General features: G+C 63.4%; 13 protein-coding genes. 7 read left to right on the forward strand and 6 right to left on the reverse strand.

Annotated features, from left to right (window positions below):
• Positions 1–352: 352 nt before the first annotated feature.
• Positions 353–1,285: a lysylphosphatidylglycerol synthase domain-containing protein gene (locus EOC94_RS11985; RefSeq protein ID WP_127290625.1), complete on the reverse strand. Its 933-nt coding sequence runs from the start codon at positions 1,283–1,285 to the stop codon at positions 353–355.
• Between the two features lie 353 nt (positions 1,286–1,638).
• On the opposite strand from EOC94_RS11985, the gene EOC94_RS11990 reads away from it, so the two are divergent.
• Together EOC94_RS11990 and EOC94_RS12000 are read left to right on the forward strand one after the other, a co-directional pair.
• Positions 1,639–3,018: a Ppx/GppA phosphatase family protein gene (locus tag EOC94_RS11990; RefSeq protein WP_127290627.1), complete on the forward strand. Its 1,380-nt coding sequence runs from the start codon at positions 1,639–1,641 to the stop codon at positions 3,016–3,018.
• A gap of 306 nt (positions 3,019–3,324) precedes the next feature.
• A complete protein-coding gene (locus EOC94_RS12000) occupies positions 3,325–4,035 on the forward strand; it encodes an RlmE family RNA methyltransferase (RefSeq protein ID WP_127290629.1) in 711 nt (236 codons plus the stop codon).
• A 222-nt stretch (positions 4,036–4,257) separates the two neighbouring features.
• Here the strand turns inward: EOC94_RS12000 and EOC94_RS12005 are convergent, their stop codons facing one another.
• Positions 4,258–5,676, reverse strand: a complete 1,419-nt coding sequence (locus EOC94_RS12005; RefSeq protein ID WP_127290631.1) for an MFS transporter — start codon at positions 5,674–5,676, stop codon at positions 4,258–4,260.
• 408 nt (positions 5,677–6,084) lie between these two features.
• Here EOC94_RS12005 and guaB point away from each other — a divergent pair, with 408 nt between their 5' ends.
• Positions 6,085–7,587: an IMP dehydrogenase gene (gene guaB / locus EOC94_RS12010; RefSeq protein ID WP_095485726.1), complete on the forward strand. Its 1,503-nt coding sequence runs from the start codon at positions 6,085–6,087 to the stop codon at positions 7,585–7,587.
• A gap of 25 nt (positions 7,588–7,612) precedes the next feature.
• A complete protein-coding gene (locus EOC94_RS12015; protein WP_164897609.1) occupies positions 7,613–8,152 on the forward strand; it encodes a hypothetical protein in 540 nt (179 codons plus the stop codon).
• Positions 8,153–8,176: 24 nt separating this feature from the next.
• On the opposite strand, the gene rnd is transcribed toward EOC94_RS12015, so the two are convergent.
• The 3 genes from rnd to EOC94_RS12030 all read right to left on the reverse strand — a co-directional run bounded on the left by rnd (position 8,177) and on the right by EOC94_RS12030 (position 11,339).
• The gene (gene rnd, locus EOC94_RS12020; RefSeq protein ID WP_127290635.1) at positions 8,177–9,328 is read right to left on the reverse strand and encodes a ribonuclease D; all 1,152 of its coding nucleotides are present in this window, start codon (positions 9,326–9,328) and stop codon (positions 8,177–8,179) included.
• A 97-nt stretch (positions 9,329–9,425) separates the two neighbouring features.
• A complete protein-coding gene (locus tag EOC94_RS12025) occupies positions 9,426–10,670 on the reverse strand; it encodes an MFS transporter (protein ID WP_127290637.1) in 1,245 nt (414 codons plus the stop codon).
• 162 nt (positions 10,671–10,832) lie between these two features.
• Complete coding sequence (locus tag EOC94_RS12030; RefSeq protein ID WP_127290639.1) at positions 10,833–11,339, reverse strand: DUF3280 domain-containing protein; 507 nt, start codon at positions 11,337–11,339, stop codon at positions 10,833–10,835.
• A 178-nt stretch (positions 11,340–11,517) separates the two neighbouring features.
• Here EOC94_RS12030 and EOC94_RS12035 point away from each other — a divergent pair, with 178 nt between their 5' ends.
• On the forward strand, positions 11,518–12,312 hold the full coding sequence (locus EOC94_RS12035) for a GNAT family N-acetyltransferase (RefSeq protein WP_127290641.1): 795 nt from the start codon (positions 11,518–11,520) through the stop codon (positions 12,310–12,312).
• Positions 12,313–12,510: 198 nt separating this feature from the next.
• Positions 12,511–14,301: an aspartate--tRNA ligase gene (gene aspS, locus EOC94_RS12040; RefSeq protein ID WP_185928229.1), complete on the forward strand. Its 1,791-nt coding sequence runs from the start codon at positions 12,511–12,513 to the stop codon at positions 14,299–14,301.
• 80 nt (positions 14,302–14,381) lie between these two features.
• On the opposite strand, the gene EOC94_RS12045 is transcribed toward aspS, so the two are convergent.
• The gene (locus tag EOC94_RS12045) at positions 14,382–15,572 is read right to left on the reverse strand and encodes a hypothetical protein (protein ID WP_127290645.1); all 1,191 of its coding nucleotides are present in this window, start codon (positions 15,570–15,572) and stop codon (positions 14,382–14,384) included.
• 285 nt (positions 15,573–15,857) lie between these two features.
• On the opposite strand from EOC94_RS12045, the gene parC reads away from it, so the two are divergent.
• The gene (gene parC / locus EOC94_RS12050; RefSeq protein ID WP_127290647.1) at positions 15,858–18,110 is read left to right on the forward strand and encodes a DNA topoisomerase IV subunit A; all 2,253 of its coding nucleotides are present in this window, start codon (positions 15,858–15,860) and stop codon (positions 18,108–18,110) included.
• The last annotated feature ends 54 nt before the right edge of the window (positions 18,111–18,164 follow it).

An 18,164-nucleotide genomic window follows, 5' to 3' on the forward strand; every position in this document is an offset into this window, starting at 1 on the left:
CTGTAACGGCATGGATCCTAGGGTCTGCGCGACGTCGCTTCGCTCCTGCTTCGCCCTAGGATGACGAAAGGAGTGTAGTTTCGGCCAATCTCCAAGGTTGGAGATTTGCCATTAGCGTCAGCTTGGTTTGCGACCGGTGCTAATTTTCAACATTTGCGACTAGCCGTAAGCCAACACGCCTTCGTCATCCTAGGGCGGAGCAGGAGCGAAGCGACGTTGCGGAGACCCTAGGATCCATGCCGTTACCTCTGGGCGTCGCGGCGTTGAACAGCAGGGGGCCGCGCCTCACTCAGCGTTGCGGCCCTCTTCCCCATTCTTCGCGCATCACCGTCTGAAACGATTGCCCGGCATCTCACTTCCCACCCCGCCCGAGCTGCGAATGCTCGAAGTACAGCACCACGCTGAGCGCGATCACCAGCGGGATGATCAGGTAGAACAGCCGAAACACCAGGAGTGCGGCCAGCACGCCGACCGGGTCCATGTGCGACAGGCCGGCGAGGAAGACCACCTCGAACACGCCGAGCCCGCCCGGCGCATGCGAGATCTGCGCGATCGAGAACGACACCAGGAAGACGCCGAGCACGACGAAATAGCCGGGATTGCCTGATACGGGCAGGGCGAAGAAGATGATCGCCGCCGCTGCCAGAAGCTCGATCGGGCCGATCAGCAATTGCCGCGCGACGATCGGCAGAGCCGGATAATGAACCTGGAAGCTGCCGATCTTCAGCGGCCGGAGATGCAGCCAGCTGCCGAAGACATAGGCCGCCACCAGCAGCAGCATGGCGACGCCCGCGGCAATCGTCAGGCCATGGTGCGGCGCGCCGGAGAACCGGCCGATAATCTCCGGCTCGAAGACCAGCACGAGGCCGGAGACGAGGATCGTCGACAGCACGAATGTGATCCAGCAGATCGCTACCAGGACGCCGACATCCTGCCCGGTCAGCCCCCTTGTGCCATAGGCGCGGTAGCGGATCACGGCGCCGGAAAACACCGAGCCGCCGATATTGTGCGACAGCGCGTAGGTGGTGAAGGAGCACAGGGTGACGAACAGCCAGGAGACTCGTCTGCCGATATGCAGGAGCGCTATGTGGTCGTAGCCGGCCAGCGACGCATAGGCGATGACCGAGCTCAGCGCGGCGAGTACCCAGCCGCGGGCAGGGATGGCGACGATGCCGTCCCAGACGTCGTCGAGCGAAATGCCGCGCAGCTCGTGCAGCAGCAGCCACAGCGAGAAGACGACCGCCGCAATGCCGACGACCGGCCAGAAATAGCGTCTCCAATTCATGACGTGACGATCATGCGTTGCAGCCCCGTTGCCCCTTTTTCGGTTCGCGTCGGGAAAACTGTCCGCGATTCCGAATGTTCCATCCCCGCCATTTCAGAAATGCCTTATCGAAGCCGGCTATTCAACTGCGAAGGCGTGTAGCGGAGGGAGAAGGAAAGCCTGGCGATCCTTCGCGCCCCCCTCTGTCCTGCCATCATCGGGCCGAGCGGAGCGGCGAGACAATGTCACCCAAAATTCGACCCCTGCGCTCTTGGTGATCCGGGCCGGCGCTGCTAGTCTGGCGGCAACTTAGAACACATGACAGCGCCTGCTGCGTCCGGTCTCCGGTTCGCGCGGCGCCGGAAGGAACTGAAGTGGAAGACCACGACACCGGCGCTGGCGCGCCGGAAGTGGGCGTGTCCAGGGCTTCGCCGCCGCCATCCGGCCAGGCAAGCCCATCCGCCGGCCGGCAGAATGGCCGCCCGGTGCAGCCTTGGTCCAGTCATGGACAGGCAGGCGACGCGCCCCAGCATCAGAATGGCCAGAATCAGAAGGCCAAGACCAGGAAGCGGCGCAAACGCCGGCGCGGCCGCAAGGTTTTCGTGCGCGATGACGCTCAGTTCGCAGCGGCCGGACTGTCGGCGGCCGCCGGCGGCGCTCCGGCCAGCCGCCCGCCCGAGGCGATTGTCGCGCCTTTGCCCTCAACTGCGCCGAGCAGGCCGGAGCAGGACATTCGCCGTCCGCCGGTGCAGGAGCTGCCGGTGTTTGCCGCACTCGACCTCGGCACCAACAATTGCCGGCTGCTGGTGGCGGTGCCGACGCGGCATGGCCAGTTCCGCGTCATCGATGCTTTCTCGCGCATCGTCAGGCTTGGCGAGGGCCTCACCGCCAATGGGCGGCTCGGGCAGCCCGCGATGGACCGTGCGGTCGAGGCGCTGAAGATCTGCGGCGACAAACTGCGCAGCCGCAAGATCAGGAAGGCCCGGCTGATCGCCACCGAAGCCTGCCGCACGGCCGCGAACGGCGCCGAGTTCCTCGATCGCGTCGAGCGCGAGGCGGGCTTGAAGCTCGAGATCATCGACCGCCAGACCGAGGCGCGGCTGGCCGTGTCTGGCTGCGGCTCGCTGGTCGACCGCGACACGCAAGGCGTCGTCCTGTTCGACATCGGTGGCGGCTCCTCGGAAATCGCGCTGATCGATCTCACCGGCCACCGCTCGCCGCGGCTCGCCAACCACATCGTCTCCTGGACGTCGCTGCCGGTCGGCGTGGTTTCGCTGGCCGAGCGCTTCGGCGGCCGCACCGTCACCCGCGAGATATTTACCGCCATGGTCGAGGATGTGGCAGTGCGCCTGCATGCCTTTGACGGGCGCGACCGGCTGAGCCATGTGCTCGCCAGCCCGAAATTCCATCTGCTCGGCACCTCGGGCACGGTGACGACGCTGGCCGGCGTCCACCTCGACCTGGAGCGCTACGACCGCCGCCGGGTCGACGGGCTGTGGATGGACCGCGACAGCGTCGACCGCATGGTCGAAAAACTGGTCGGCTGGGACTTTCAGCAGCGCGTCGCCAACCCTTGCATCGGCGCCGATCGCGCCGATCTGGTGCTGGCCGGCTGCGCCATCCTGGAAGCGATCCGCGCGGTATGGCCGTCGGAAAGGCTGCGCGTTGCCGACCGCGGCTTGCGTGAAGGCATATTGAGCGAATTGATGGCCGACGACGGTGTCTGGCGCAACAGTGGACGTGGCAGAGCATGATCCCGAACCGAAGGACCGCGCCAGCGAAAAGTGGCAACCGGTTTTCTCGGACCCAAGCGGAAGCATTGCTTAGGTGAACAGTCGACCCCCACTCCGTCGAGCTTCGCTCGACACCTCTCCCCCGATCGACGGGGTAGAGGAAGGGCGCGAGCTTATGCAGGCTGGCGCCCTTCCTCTCCCTCCGGAGGGGGGAGAGGTGGCGCTGCGAAGCAGCGACGGAGTGGGGGAAGCCGTTCACGAAACGCGCAGCCGCCGAAAAACGGCCGCAACTCGGCGAGCGAGAAAACTCAAACAAGAAATCAAGCAATGACCAAGAAACCGGAAAAACCAGGCTCTGCCAGCATTCGCGTGCTGAAGACGCGGATCAAGAAGAAGAGCGGCCTGAAGGAATCGTCACGCCGCTGGCTGCAGCGCCACATCAACGATCCCTATGTCCAACGCTCCAAGGCCGACGGCTACCGCTCGCGTGCGGCCTACAAGCTGATCGAGATCGACGACAAGCACCATCTGCTCAAGCCCGGCATGAAGGTCATCGACCTTGGCGCGGCACCCGGCGGCTGGTGCCAGGTCGCCGCCGCGCGCACGAAATCGACGGCCGAACACCCGCATGTCGTCGGCATCGACTATCTCGAGATGGATGCGGTGCCTGGCGCGCCAGTGCTGTTGATGGATTTTCTCGACCCGCAGGCGCCGGAAAAGCTCGCCGAAACGCTGGGCGGCCGACCGGATATCGTGCTCTCCGACATGGCGGCGCCGACCACCGGCCACCGCCGGACCGATCACATCCGCACCATGTATCTGTGCGAGGTGGCAGCCGATTTCGCGCTGTCGGTGCTCAAGCCGGGCGGTCATTTCCTCGCCAAGACTTTTCAGGGCGGCGCCGAGAACGAATTGCTCGCCAGGCTCAAGCAGAATTTCCGCTCGGTCCATCACGTCAAGCCGCCGGCCTCGCGCGATGAGTCCGTAGAGCTTTATTTGTTGGCGAAGGATTTTAAAGGCGGAAGCGGCGCAGCGTAAAACCGCTCTGTAGCGTTCCTTCGCGCCCCCCTCTGTCCTGCCGGACATCTCCCCCACGAGGGGGGAGATCGGCAGCTTCGGCGCGCCGCTCACTTCCTACAACTGTGCAGATTGGCGAAAGCCACAATGACGGCCAATCTCCCCCCAAGTGGGGGAGATGTCCGGCAGGACAGAGGGGGGCGCTGTCCCTCCAGCATCACGAGGCTCTGCACCGCTCCGCCCTCAACCACCCGGTGGGCCCACCTCCAGCGTCTTGGGCGCTGTCAGCCCGCCATATCCCGACACGGCGTTGCCGGCGTCCGGCGCCAGCCGCATGAATGACAGCGAAGCGGCCGCCGACACGGCCGCGACGATGAAGAACGCGATGTGGAAGTCGCTCAGCATCAGCGGCCCGCCATGGATTGTCGTCGACACTTCCAGGATGCCGCCGGCCAGCGCCACGCCGAGCGCGATCGACAGTTGCTGGAACACCGCGGCGATCGGCGTTGCCCTGCTGGTGTCGGCGGCCGAAATCTCGGCATAGGCAAGCGCGTTGATGCCGGTGAAGAACATCGAGCGGATGAAGCCGCCGACGAGCAGGGCGGCGAGGATCAGCAGATAGGGCGTCTCCGGCGTGAGCAAGCCGTTGATGGCGATCGACGCCGCCGCGATCAGCGAGCCGAAGATCAACACACGGCGGAACCCGGCGACCCGGAAGATCAGCGCCGTGACGAATTTCATGCCGATGGCGCCGATCGCCGCCACGAAGGTGATCATTCCCGATTGGAACGGCGTCAGCCCGAAGCCGATCTGGAACATCAGCGGCAAAAGGAAAGGCACGGCGCCGATGCCGATGCGGAACAGTCCGCCGCCGAGGACCGAGGAGCGGAACACCTGGTTGCGGAACAGATCGAGCGCCAGCAGCGGATTCTTGGCGCGGCGCGCATGCAGGAGGTAAAGCACCGCTGATACCAGCCCGACCGCCACGGTGAGAAAGCCGGCAATCGGGGGCAAAGCGGGCAGGCTGACCACCGACAGGCCGAACACGATGCCCGATGCCGCCAGCCCGCTCAGTACGAAGCCGATGAAGTCGAGCGGCGGCGTCTGCGCCGATTCGGTTTCCGGCAGGAAGCGGGTGGCGAGCCAGATGCCGATCAGCCCGATCGGCACATTGATCAGGAATATCCAGTGCCAGGTGAAATAGGTAGTGATGAAACCGCCGACCGGCGGCCCGACGAGCGGCCCGACCAGCGCCGGAATGCTCAGCCAGGACATGGCGGCGACGAGCTCGCTTTTCGGCGTGGCGCGCACCAGCACAAGGCGTCCCACCGGCGTCATCATGGCGCCGCCAATGCCTTGCAGGAAGCGCGAAACCACGAAAGCCGGCAGCGAATTGGATACGGCGCAAGCGATCGAACCGACGATGAACACGGCGATTGCCGCGCGAAAAACGTTCTTGGCGCCGAAGCGGTCGGCCATCCAGCCGCTGATCGGAATGAAGACCGCCAGCGACACCAGATAGGCGGTCAGCGCCAGCTTGAGCGCGACCGGGCTGGTCTGCAGGTCGACGGCGATCGCCGGCAGCGACGTCGCGATTACGGTCGAATCCATGTTTTCCATGAAAAGAGCGACCGCCAGGATAAGCGGAATGGTGCGGTTCATGGAGCGCGTCCGGATTTGAATTTTCACCGCCGATTGCTTGCCGGTCCCTCGGGGGCAAAGGGGGCAAGCCGACACGCAGGGCGGTTATCACGGGTCGGGTCGGATGTCGCCTTAATTTGCCGTCACATTTGTGCGACCCTGGCAGCCGTGCCAGTCGGAGCTGTGCGACGAATGGCACAAAAAAACCGCCTTGGCGGCGGGTCGTCGGCGCGAATCAGCACCATGAATAAATTCCTAGCATAACTGCCGTCACAAAGCAAGGATCACGAGCCCGCACACGTGCACAACCAATCGGCTTTTCATCGGCGACGGGACGTGTTACGAGCCAGCGCCAATCCTGAAAGGGAAGAAGACGAGTCGGCGCTGTCCATCCGGTCCAGCGCTTTTCATGCATTCCGAGGGCTGGCCATGGCAAAAATTATCGAAACGTCCACGGGCGCGTTGGCGCTGACCTTTGACGACGTGCTGCTTCAGCCGGGTCATTCCGAAGTCATGCCCGGCGAGACCGATATCCGCACCCGCATCGCCGGCGACATCGACCTCAACGTGCCGATCCTTTCCGCCGCCATGGATACCGTCACCGAGGCGCGCCTTGCCATCGCCATGGCCCAGGCCGGCGGCATCGGCGTCATCCACCGCAATTTCTCGCCGGCCGAGCAGGCCGAGCAGGTGCGGCAAGTGAAGAAATTCGAGTCCGGCATGGTCGTGAACCCCGTCACCATCGGCCCCGAGGCGACGCTCGCCGATGCGCTGGGTCTGATGCGCACCTACAGCATCTCGGGCATTCCCGTGGTCGAGAATGGCGGCGCTGGCGGGCATACGGTTGGACGGCTGGTCGGCATCCTGACCAACCGCGACGTCCGCTTCGCCTCCGATCCGGCCCAGAAGGTCTACGAGCTGATGACCCGTGAGAACCTGATCACGGTCAAGGAGAACGTCGATCAGGACGAAGCCAAGCGGCTCCTGCACCAGCACCGCATCGAGAAGCTGGTCGTGGTCGACAGCGACGGCAATTGCGTCGGGCTGATCACCGTCAAGGACATCGAGAAGTCGCAGCTCAATCCGCACGCCACCAAGGACGTGCAGGGGCGTTTACGCGCGGCGGCCGCCACCAGCGTCGGCGATGACGGCTTCGAGCGCGCCGAGCGCCTCATCGACGCCGGCGTCGACCTTCTGGTGATCGATACCGCGCATGGCCACTCGCAACGTGTCCTGGATGCGGTGACGCGGGCCAAGAAGCTGTCCAATTCGGTCCGCATCCTGGCCGGCAACGTCGCCACCGCAGAAGGCACGCTGGCGCTGATCGATGCCGGCGCCGACGCCGTCAAGGTCGGCATCGGGCCGGGGTCCATCTGCACCACCCGCATCGTCGCCGGCGTCGGCGTGCCGCAGCTTTCGGCGATCATGTCGGCGGTCGAGACGGCGCAGAAATCGGGCGTCTCGGTCATTGCCGATGGCGGCATCAAATATTCCGGCGATCTCGCCAAGGCGCTCGCCGCCGGCGCCAGTGCCGCCATGATCGGCTCGCTGCTGGCCGGCACCGACGAGAGCCCAGGCGAGGTCTACCTGCACCAGGGCCGCTCGTTCAAAGCCTATCGCGGCATGGGCTCGGTCGGCGCCATGGCCCGCGGCTCAGCCGACCGCTATTTCCAGGCCGAGGTGCGTGACACGCTGAAATTGGTGCCGGAAGGCATCGAAGGGCAGGTGCCCTACAAAGGACCTGTGTCCGGCGTGCTGCACCAGCTTGCGGGCGGCCTGAAAGCCGCTATGGGTTATGTCGGCGGGCGCGACCTTGCCGATTTCCGCGACCGCGCCACCTTTGTACGCATATCCAACGCCGGACTTCGTGAAAGCCACGCCCATGACGTCACGATTACCCGCGAAAGCCCGAATTATCCCGGCGGAGCCTGACCAGCTTGCGCGAAGCCTGACGGCAATGATGCTGCGGCTGTCCCGCCACGCCGCCGCACTCTGTTTCGTCTGCGTGGCGGTTTTCGTCGCCATGACGGCGATGGAGTTCCTGTATTTCCGCCAGTTGAGCGGTGGCCTGCCGTCGCTCGATTTGCGCTGGACCGGTTTCACCCCGGATGAAGGCATGGCCTGGCTGACGGCGCTCGGCCGGCGCGGCAGCGAGATCATCCTGGTCTGGCATTATCTGACCTTCGACCTCTTGTTCCCGGCGCTGCTGTCGCTGACGCTGGTCAGCCTGATCCTGGCCACGGGGCGGCGGCTGAAGAATTTCCGGGCGCTGTCCGCGCAGCTCCAGTCGCTGTTCGCGCTTGTCCTGGTGCTGCCCTACACGCTTGCCGATTATGCGCAGAACTTCGCGGTGGCCCGCCTGCTCTCAGATTTCCTGTCGGCCAATCCGGATTCGCTGTCCTTCGCCTCGGCGCTGATCGTCACCAAATTCGCGCTTTTGGCGATGCCGGTGATCGTCATCGCGGTTTTTCATCTGGCCGGTCAGAAACAGCGCTGAGCTTAGGGCCGGACAGGCTCAAGACTACAAATCGAACAGCGCGATCTTGCGCTTGTCGAACTTGATCGCGATCTCGCCGCGCACCAGTTTGAGCGCGGCCTCGCCGAACACGGCGCGCCGCCAGCCTTGCAAGGCCGGCACGTCGGCGGCCTCGCCCTCGGCGGCGATGCGGTCGATGTCGTCGCTAGAGGCCAGCACCTTCGAAGCGACGCCCTCCTTTTCAGCGACGATCCGCAACAGCACTTTCAACAGTTCCGCGGCGGCATTGGAGCCTTCGGGCGGCTGAAAGCTCTTCGGCAGCTTCGGCATCTCTTCCCTGGGCAAGGCAAGCGCGGTGTTGACCGCGCCAAGCAGCGCCGTTGCCGTCACCGAGCGTTCCCAGCCTTTCGGCGTGGTGCGCAGCTTGGCGAGTGCTGCCGCATCGCGCGGCGCCTGCTGCGCCACCTCGTAGATGGCGTCGTCCTTGAGCACCCGGCCGCGCGGCACGTCGCGTTCGCGCGCCTCGCGCTCGCGCCATGCGGCCACCGCTTGCACGATCGCCAGCTCCTGCGGCTTGCGCAGCCGCATCTTCAGCCGTTTCCAGGCGTCCTCCGGGTGCGGATCGTAGGTCTCGCGCGCGGTCAGAACTTCCATCTCCTCGTTCAGCCAATGGGCGCGATTCTCGCGCACCAGCTCGGCGCTGAGGTGCTGGTAGACCTCGATCAAATGGGTGACGTCGGCAAGCGCGTAGTCGAGCTGCTTCTCGGAAAGCGGCCGGTGGCGCCAGTCGGTGAAACGTGAGGACTTGTCGAGCCGGGCGCCGGTTATCTTCTGGACGAGCTGGTCATAGGAGACGCTGTCGCCGAAGCCGCAAACCATCGCCGCCACCTGGGTGTCGAACACCGGATGCGGGACCAGATCGCCGAGATGAACGATGATTTCGATGTCCTGGCGCGCCGCATGGAAGACTTTGACGACGGCCTCGTTGGCCATCAGCCTGAAGAACGGCTTCAGGTCGATGTCGGGTGACAGCGGATCGATCAGCGCCGTCACGCCGGGCGCCGCCATCTGGATCAGGCAGAGGATCGGCCAAAAGGTCGTCTCGCGAATGAATTCGGTGTCGACGGTGACGAAATCCGACTTTTCGAACGCGGCAACAGCGGTCTCGAGTTCTTCTTGGGTGGTGATGACGTGCATCAAATCGCTTTTGGCAAAAGGGTAAGGTCTCCTTCAATTTCAGCCGCGCGGGCTTTCGTCAAGCCGCAGCCCCGGGTTCAAGACATATGGGCCGTCATCATTGCTTCGCAGGCCCATCGGAATCATCGTTGCGCTTGGCCAGCCGGGCGAAGACCGTCGATGTGCGCAAAAGGCCGATGAAACGGCTGCGATGGCCGGCCGGCACGCCGGATCGCACCTGCATCCGGTACAGGATGACGACGACGAAGATGGCGTAGACGACGGCGGTGAACACGAACAGCGCGCTTGGCCCGAAATACTGCATCGCCGTCGAGGCGGCGAACGGCCCGCCAATGGCGCCGAAGGAATAGAACAGCATCAGTGCCGCGTTGATCAGCACGAACTCGCCCTTGTCGGCACGGTCGTTGGAGTGCGCCGCCGATAGCGAGTAGAGCGGCATGGCGAAGCAGCCGAAGATGAAGACGATCACGAAGTTGAGGAACGGGTCGCTGTGCGCCCAGAACACCAGCGCTAGCGATACGAGCATCGCGCAGCAGGTCGTCATCAGCAGCACGGAACGCCGGTCCCAGCGGTCGGACAGATAGCCGAGCGGATACTGGATGATGGCGCCGCCGAAGATGCCGACGCTGACGAAGGTGACGACGTCGGTGACCGACATGCCGATCTGTTCGGCGTAGACCGGCGACAATGTGCGGAAGGCGCTGTTGGTGACGCCGACGGCGATGCAGCCGAAGCAGCCGAGCGGCGAAATCCGCCAGACGCGGGCCAGGTCGAGCCTGACGTCTTCCGGCGGGGTCGGGTTGGAGCGGTCGCCGAGCGACACCGGCACCAGCGAGAGCGTGATCATGATCGACATGATGGCGAAGATTGCAAAACCGCCGGCGCCGAAAATCGGGATCAGGAACTGTGCGCCTGTCACCGAACCGATGTCGACCATCCGGTAGATGGCCAGCACCCGAGCGCGGTCCCTATTGGCGACCCCGGAATTGAGCCAGGCTTCCATGATAGTGAACAGGCCGGCGAAGCAGAACCCGCCGGCAAAGCGCACTGCGCACCACATAACCGGATCGACGACCAGCACCAAAAGCAATGTCCCCGCCGAAGCGATCGCCGCCAGCGCGGAGAAGGCGCGCACATGGCCGACGGCCTTCATGATGTGGGTTACGGCGAGGCAGCCGAGCAGGAAGCCGGCGAAATAGAACGTGCCCATCAGGCCGATGGTCGAGGCCGAAAACCCCTCCTGCGCGCCGCGCAACGCGATCAAGGTGCTCTGCAGTCCATTGCCGCCGAGCAGGATGCCGGCGGCAATAAGGAGTGGGATCAGCGGGCGCATGGAGGACATGAAGGAAGGCCTGTCGTTGATCCTTCTTGAACCATCGCCTGCGCCAATGCCAGCGGCAATTCCCGGCGATTAGCGGGCCAGCACCGGCAATCAGTATCTCAACTAGAATTTTGTGGGAGCGGTCTTTCGCACTCCCGACGGCGCACTGGGGTGGCTGTCCGCCTACCGCAGGATTCTGTTTGTCATCAGCCATCTCACGGAGCGGGGCCACGCGTAGTTCGCGCCCATGCGAAGGTCGGTAAAGCCCTGCAAAACAGCTTTCCCGGTTTCAGCGTCGAGGATGCGAATGAACATAGTATGCTCTGTTCGGTTGACGCGCGTCACGACGCCTAGCAAGGCGAGAGACGCGCCGTGCTCTTTGGCAATTTTACCTTCACAGCCCCCGCAGTTGCGCAAGCCGTGCGGCGCACCCGCCTGCTCATTCCTCGCTGGCACATCAACGATTGTAAAACGCCCAGACTTGGAGAGCATGTCCTTCGCCATTTGTGCCGACTCGGACAGATAGCGCCTATCGTGTTCATCCGGGGGGATTATTCCTGCCCCAGCGCTCTTGTCCTCCAATTCGAAAGGAAACACCTCGATTGACATCGGCTTTGTCTGCTCAGCGTGCGCAAATGTGCAAGTGCCGACAAGCAGCGTCCTCAGGACAGTCAATGTGCGAATGCGCATGGTAGTCCTCCCATCAATGGACGGCCATTGTACACGGCTTGATCACCCTAATCACGATCAAAGCAGAAGATAGCCGCGCCATACCCTGAAGGAGCCGGGCTGGTTCCAGCGGGAACCAGCTTGGCTGTATTCTATCGTGCTTGCTATACTCCATCGGGCACGTCACAGGGGGCTTCCCATGTCAGGCTATTTCGGCACAGAGGTTCAGCAACGCCTGCAAGCTCAGGCTGAGGCGAGTGTCGACTTCATCAATGTGACCCCCGGCGCGTGCCAGACCGGGCGCACTATGGGGTGCGATGATCCCGACCGGTTCGGGTGGGAGCTGATCGACAAGATCCTCAATCGCGACGGCATCTGCGGCTTTCGTATGATACCAGCAAGCAAGGCGGATGAGCTCAAGTCGAGATTGGCCAAAGGGGGCTTCCGCTTCGACACCTGGGACGTTTTCTTGGCCGACAAGGCAAGTGCCCTGGCGGCGTCGGAGGCAATTATCGATCAGGGACTGCCCGACGGACTTCTCGATCAAGACAAGCCGACCGAGCCGGATGATGAGTATACGGCCCTCATCCAGGCGTTCATGGCGGCGTCGGGCGTAGTGCCATTTTCGGGGTCGCTGCTGGCCGGAACGCTGGGACCGGCGACGACAGTGGTGGTGGGCGACAAGACGGGTACCGTCGCGGCAACCGCGCATGGCTACTTGGCTCACAATTCCTACAGCGCCTATCACCGATATGCGTGGGGTGGACTGGTTGCGGTCGCGCAATCGCAGAGGGGCCGAGGGCTCGGCAACTACATCAACGCTCGCATGATCGTCAGTGTGTTTCGCGATCTGCATGCGACGCACATCTATGAGCTCGTATCAGCCTCGAACTTGCCGTCCCGGCGAATGGTGGAATCATGCGGGCTTCGTCGCGATCCCGCTGTTGTGTGTGGGGTTACCACGCCTGGCGATAGTGCGCGCTTCACCCGCTGACCGCCATGGGCGGTCGATGTTGGATCGCAGCTTATTCCGAGCGATGATCGCGTAGGGCGAGAGCCGAAGTCCAACCTGAGATGCTGCCCTAGCGCCGTCTGCCTTGACAAAGGCGGCCTCTCATGTGCTTTTCGCGCAAATTTTCGGGCCAGGCCATCATGCCTTGGCCGCAATCAACATCCGGACTTACCAATGACAATGCATCGTTACCGCAGCCATACCTGTGCCCAGTTGAGGAAGAGCGACGTCGGCTCTTCCGTTCGCCTGTCGGGTTGGGTGCATCGCGTTCGCGACCATGGCGGCCTGCTCTTCATCGATTTGCGCGACCACTATGGCCTGACCCAGATCGTCGCCGATCCGGATTCGCCGGCCTTCAAGATTGCCGAGACCGTGCGCGGCGAATGGGTCGTCCGCGTCGACGGCGAGGTCAAGGCGCGTCTGGCAGAGACCGCCAACGCCAATTTGCCGACCGGCGAGATCGAGGTTTTCGCGCGCGAGATCGAAGTGCTGTCGGCGGCCAAGGAACTGCCGCTGCCGGTGTTCGGCGAGCCGGACTATCCCGAGGATATCCGCCTCAAATACCGCTTCCTCGACCTGCGTCGCGACACGCTGCACAAGAACATCGTGGCGCGCACGAAAATCATTGCCGAGATGCGCAAACGCATGGGCGAGGTCGGCTTCACCGAATTCTCGACACCGATCCTGACCGCTTCGTCGCCCGAAGGGGCGCGCGACTTCCTGGTGCCGTCGCGCATCCATCCCGGCACTTTCTACGCGCTGCCGCAGGCGCCGCAGATATACAAGCAATTGATCATGGTGTCGGGCTTCGACCGTTACTTCCAGATCGCGCCCTGCTTCCGCGACGAGGACCCGCGCGCCGACCGCCTGCCGGGCGAGTTCTACCAGCTCGACCTGGAAATGAGCTTCGTCGAGCAGGACGATATCCTGGCGACCATGGAGCCGGTCATGCGCGGCGTGTTCGAGACTTTTGCCGCCGGCAAGCCGGTGACGCAGAACTTCCCGCGCATCGCCTATGACGTCGCCATGCGCAAATACGGCACCGACAAGCCGGACCTGCGCAACCCGATCGAGATGCAGGCCGTCTCCGATCATTTCCGCGATTCCGGTTTCAAGGTATTCGCCAACATCCTCGCCAACGACCCGAAGGCCGAAGTCTGGGCCATTCCGGCCAAGACCGGCGGCTCGCGCGCCTTCTGCGACCGCATGAATTCCTGGGCGCAGGGCGAGGGGCAGCCGGGCCTCGGCTACATCTTCTGGCGCAAGGAGGGTGAAAAGCTCGAGGGCGCCGGTCCGCTCGCCAAGAACATCGGCGAGGAGCGCACCGAGGCGATCCGCCAGCAACTCGGCCTTGCCGATGGCGACGCTGCCTTCTTCGTCGCCGGCGACCCGAAAAAGTTCGTCTCGTTCGCGGGCGCCGCACGCACCCGCGCCGGCGAGGAGCTGAACCTTGTCGACCGCGACCGTTTCGAGCTGTGCTGGATCGTCGACTTTCCCTTCTTCGAATGGAACGAAGACGAGAAAAAGATCGATTTCGCCCACAATCCGTTTTCCATGCCGCAAGGCGGCATCGATGCGCTCAACGGCGAGGATCTGCTCGGCATCAAGGCGTTCCAGTATGACATGGTCTGCAATGGTTTCGAGATCGCCTCCGGCGGCATCCGCAACCATTTGCCGGAGACCATGGTCAAGGCGTTCGAGACTGTCGGGCTGGATCGCGAGACGGTCGAGGAGCGCTTCGGCGGCCTCTATCGTGCCTTCCAGTATGGCGCACCGCCGCATGGTGGCATGGCGGCCGGCATCGATCGCGTCGTCATGCTGCTGGTCGGCGCCAAGAATCTGCGCGAAGTGACCATGTTTCCGATGAACCAGCAGGCCTATGACCTGTTGATGAGCGCGCCGTCGGAAGCCAGCCCGCAGCAGCTTCGCGAATTGTCGCTGCGCGTCGCCGTGACCAAGAAAGAGGTTTAAGAACCTCCCGCAACCGATTCTGTTGATTCACAAAAAAGCCCGGCATCGCGCCGGGCTTCGCTTCAAGGGGACCGTTCCGGTCAGTCCTCGTTCGCCTTGACCGTCACGCCAAGCGTCTTCGTCAGGTCCACCGGGTTGGACATGGCGCCTGCCATGATCAGCGCGAACGGCACCGCTGCCGGCGGCTTGGCCAAAATCTCGAGGCTCTGCGGGTCGTCGAGATACTTGCCGACCGCAGCCGACACCTGCGCCGTCAATTCGGGATTGTTGAGCTGCGCCATGCCGAAAGGCACGATCGCCTTGGCCTGGTTAGCGATATCCTTGCCGGACATGCCTTGCTGCTTGCCGACATAGTCCAGCACCTTGTTGGTCAGCGAATCGTCGTCGAAGCGGATCGAAGCGCTGTTGAACGAAAGCTGCTGCAAGATGCCGAGCATGGCCATGCCTTGCGCCGAATTGTCGGCGCCTTCGGGCTGCGCCGCCATCTTCTTCTGCGCCTCCTGCAGCGATTTGATGACGTCAAGCGTGTAGCCGCCGAAACCGAAGGTCATGCCGAGCGTTCCGGCATTGTCGACGGAGATGTCGTATTTCGACAGCTCCATCTTGCCGTCCGAAGGCTGCCAGGTGCCCGCCATTTCAAGGTTTCCGGTGATGTTCTGGTAGCCGAGCGCGTTGATCACGTCTTTGGATTTCGGATCCTCGATCAGCGTCAGGTCGGCATTGAACTTTTCCGTCGTGCCGGAAAATTCCATCGCCTTGCCGTCGGCCGGCGGCGTGATCTCGATGGCAAGCCCGTCCATCGAGAAGGCTGTCTTGTCGGCGACCTTGACCGTCATGTTGTCGAGCTCTGCCGATTTGTACATCATCAGCGAGCCCAGCGGGCCCGTGGCGCCGTCGGCCGGAACCGTCATGTCGTGGATGACGAACGGGCTGAGGTCGAGCGTGACGCCGTCCTCGCTGTGCTGGAACGCCGTAGTCGAGACCGTTTCGATCTCATAACCGCCATTGGCTTCGGTCACGCCCTCGAGTGTGACGTCGCCGAGCTTGAGCGCTTCCTTTTCGGCCGCCGGTTTGACGGCGACGCCTTGCAGCACCATGCTGGAGGCGTCGCCCGTCACCCCGGTCCATGAGATGTCGACGCCCTGGGCGGCGAGAGCCGCCTTCAGCCGGTCGGCGACCGCAGCATCCTGCGCGAAGGCCGCGTTCAACGGCAGCGTCAGCAGGAAGGTCGAAAAAGCGAGCTTGTTGAGTGTCGAGCGTCTGATCGTCATCGCGGTTCCCTGAGCGTGTTCTGAAGATTGTTTTCAATTCTTTGCGCCGTCACCCTTCCGTGACGAACTGGACGGGAAAAAGGCGTTCTCCCGCACAATGGTCGAAAACCATGGCGAAAGGCAAATCCGATCCATCGCGCCCCCGATCCATCGCGCCTGCCATAGAGGCGGGATGTAACCAATTGATGTTGGTCGTTGCTGGAGTGCGTTCAGTTCGTGTTGCAGAAGGCGCCTCACATCCAAGCGCCTCTTGCCGCGAATCACCCGCTCGGCTAGTCCCAGCCCATGGGAAAAAGGCTTTTGCCGCCTGGAGATGGCGGCGGCGACAACATCGAGCCGGTCGATCTGAAGAAAGCGCTGGAAGAGCGCTATCTCGCCTATGCGCTGTCGACCATCATGCACCGGGCGCTGCCGGACGTGCGCGACGGGCTGAAGCCGGTCCATCGCCGCATCATGCATGCCATGCGGCTGCTCAGGCTCAACCCCGACCAGGGCTTCGCCAAATGCGCCCGCATCGTCGGCGAGGTGATGGGCAAGTTCCATCCGCATGGCGACCAGTCGATCTACGACGCGCTGGTGCGGCTGGCGCAGGATTTCTCGATGCGCTACCCCCTGGTCGACGGCCAGGGGAATTTCGGCAATATCGACGGCGATAACGCCGCCGCCATGCGCTACACCGAAGCGCGCATGACCGATGTGGCGACCGAGCTGCTGTCCGGCATCACCGAAGACGCCGTCGACTACCGGCCGACCTACAATGAGGAGGACGAGGAGCCGGTCGTGCTGCCCGGCGCCTTCCCGAACCTGCTCGCCAACGGCTCGTCCGGCATTGCCGTCGGCATGGCGACCTCGATCCCGCCGCACAATGCCGCGGAGCTCTGCGACGCCGCGCTGCATCTGATCGAGCATCCCGATGCGCCGGTGACGACGTTGATGGACTTCGTGCAAGGTCCGGATTTCCCGACCGGCGGCATCATCGTCGACAGCCGTGCCTCGATCCTCGAAGCCTACGAAACCGGTCGCGGTGGTTTCCGCGTCAGGGCGAAATGGAGCCAGGAGGACCAGGGCAGGGGCACCTGGAGCATCGTCGTCACGGAAATCCCCTACGGCGTCCAGAAGGCGCGGCTGATCGAAAAGATCGCAGAGCTTTTGATGGCGCGCAAATTGCCGCTGCTCGAGGACATCCGCGACGAGAGCGCCGAGGACGTCCGCGTCGTGCTGGTGCCGAAGAGCCGTTCGGTCGATCCCGGCATCCTGATGGAATCGCTGTTCAAGCTGACCGAGCTCGAAAGCCGCTTTCCGCTCAACATGAACGTCCTGTCGCGCGGCAAGATACCCAACGTGCTGTCGCTGAAAGGCGTGCTCAAGGAATGGCTGGAGCACCGCCGCGAGGTGCTGATCCGTCGCTCGAGGCATCGCCTAGGCGAGATCGAAAGGCGGCTGGAGATCCTCGCCGGCTATCTGATCGCCTATCTCAACATCGACGAGGTGATCAGGATCATCCGCGAGGAGGACGAGCCCAAGCAAGTGATGATGGCGCGCTGGTCGCTCACCGACAACCAGGCCGAAGCCATCCTCAACATGCGGCTGCGCGCCCTGCGCAAGCTCGAGGAATTCGAGATCCGCAAGGAATTCGACGGCCTCACCACCGAGAAGAAGCAGATCGAGGCGCTGCTTGCGTCCGACGCCAAGCAGTGGTCGACCATCAAATGGGAAGTCTCCAGCATCCGCGAGAAATTTGGACCGGAGACCGAACTCGGCAAGCGCCGGACCCAGTTCGCCGATGCGCCCGAACATGACCTGACCGACATCGCCCATGCCATGATCGAGCGCGAGCCGGTCACCGTGGTCGTTTCGGAAAAGGGCTGGCTCAGGGCGATGAAAGGTCACCTGACCGACCATTCGTTACTGACCTTCAAGGAGGGCGACAGCCTCAAGCTCGCCTTCCACGCCCAGACCACCGACAAGGTGCTGGTCTTCACCACCGGCGGCAAGTTCTACACGATCGGCGCCGACCGGCTGCCGGGTGGGCGCGGCCATGGCGAACCGATCCGCATCATCGTCGACATGGACAACGACCAGGACATCGTCACCGCCTTTGTCCATGATCCCAAGCGCAAGCTGCTCTTGGTGTCGCATGACGCCAATGGCTTCATCGTGTCGGAAGAAGAGGTCGTCGCCAACACCCGCAAGGGCAAGCAGGTGATGAACGTCAAGGCGCCCGACGAGGCCCAGCGTTGCGTGACCGTCGCCGGCGACCATCTCGCCATTGTCGGCGAGAACCGCAAGATGCTGGTCTTCCCGCTCGCCGAGATCCCTGAGATGGGTCGCGGCAAGGGCGTCCGCCTGCAGAAATACAAGGATGGCGGCGTCCTCGACCTCAAGACTTTCACGCTCGAAAGCGGTCTCTCCTGGCAGGATTCGGCCGACCGCACCTTCGTCAAGTCGCGTGAAGAGCTGATCGAATGGATCGGTGCTCGAGCCTCGGCCGGACGCATGGTGCCGAAGGGATTCCCGAGGACGGGGAAATTCGGGTAGCTGCTAATCTCCCCCCTTGAGGGGGAGATGTCGCCGAAGGCGACAGAGGGGGTC

This window comes from Mesorhizobium sp. M6A.T.Ce.TU.016.01.1.1 (assembly GCF_003997065.1).
GTDB lineage: Bacteria > Pseudomonadota > Alphaproteobacteria > Rhizobiales > Rhizobiaceae > Mesorhizobium > Mesorhizobium mediterraneum.

Bases quoted from the DNA above. Each gene is read 5' to 3' on its own strand.
- EOC94_RS12035 (WP_127290641.1), top strand. From the start codon at position 11,518: ATGTCAGGCTATTTCGGCACAGAGGTTCAGCAACGCCTGCAAGCTCAG.
- EOC94_RS12025 (WP_127290637.1), bottom strand. From the start codon at position 10,670: ATGTCCTCCATGCGCCCGCTGATCCCACTCCTTATTGCCGCCGGCATC.
- guaB (WP_095485726.1), top strand. From the start codon at position 6,085: ATGGCAAAAATTATCGAAACGTCCACGGGCGCGTTGGCGCTGACCTTT.
- EOC94_RS11985 (WP_127290625.1), bottom strand. From the start codon at position 1,285: ATGAATTGGAGACGCTATTTCTGGCCGGTCGTCGGCATTGCGGCGGTC.
- EOC94_RS12005 (WP_127290631.1), bottom strand. From the start codon at position 5,676: ATGAACCGCACCATTCCGCTTATCCTGGCGGTCGCTCTTTTCATGGAA.
- EOC94_RS12000 (WP_127290629.1), top strand. From the start codon at position 3,325: ATGACCAAGAAACCGGAAAAACCAGGCTCTGCCAGCATTCGCGTGCTG.
- EOC94_RS12015 (WP_164897609.1), top strand. From the start codon at position 7,613: ATGATGCTGCGGCTGTCCCGCCACGCCGCCGCACTCTGTTTCGTCTGC.
- aspS (WP_185928229.1), top strand. From the start codon at position 12,511: ATGCATCGTTACCGCAGCCATACCTGTGCCCAGTTGAGGAAGAGCGAC.
- parC (WP_127290647.1), top strand. From the start codon at position 15,858: ATGGGAAAAAGGCTTTTGCCGCCTGGAGATGGCGGCGGCGACAACATC.
- EOC94_RS12045 (WP_127290645.1), bottom strand. From the start codon at position 15,572: ATGACGATCAGACGCTCGACACTCAACAAGCTCGCTTTTTCGACCTTC.
- rnd (WP_127290635.1), bottom strand. From the start codon at position 9,328: ATGCACGTCATCACCACCCAAGAAGAACTCGAGACCGCTGTTGCCGCG.
- EOC94_RS12030 (WP_127290639.1), bottom strand. From the start codon at position 11,339: ATGCGCATTCGCACATTGACTGTCCTGAGGACGCTGCTTGTCGGCACT.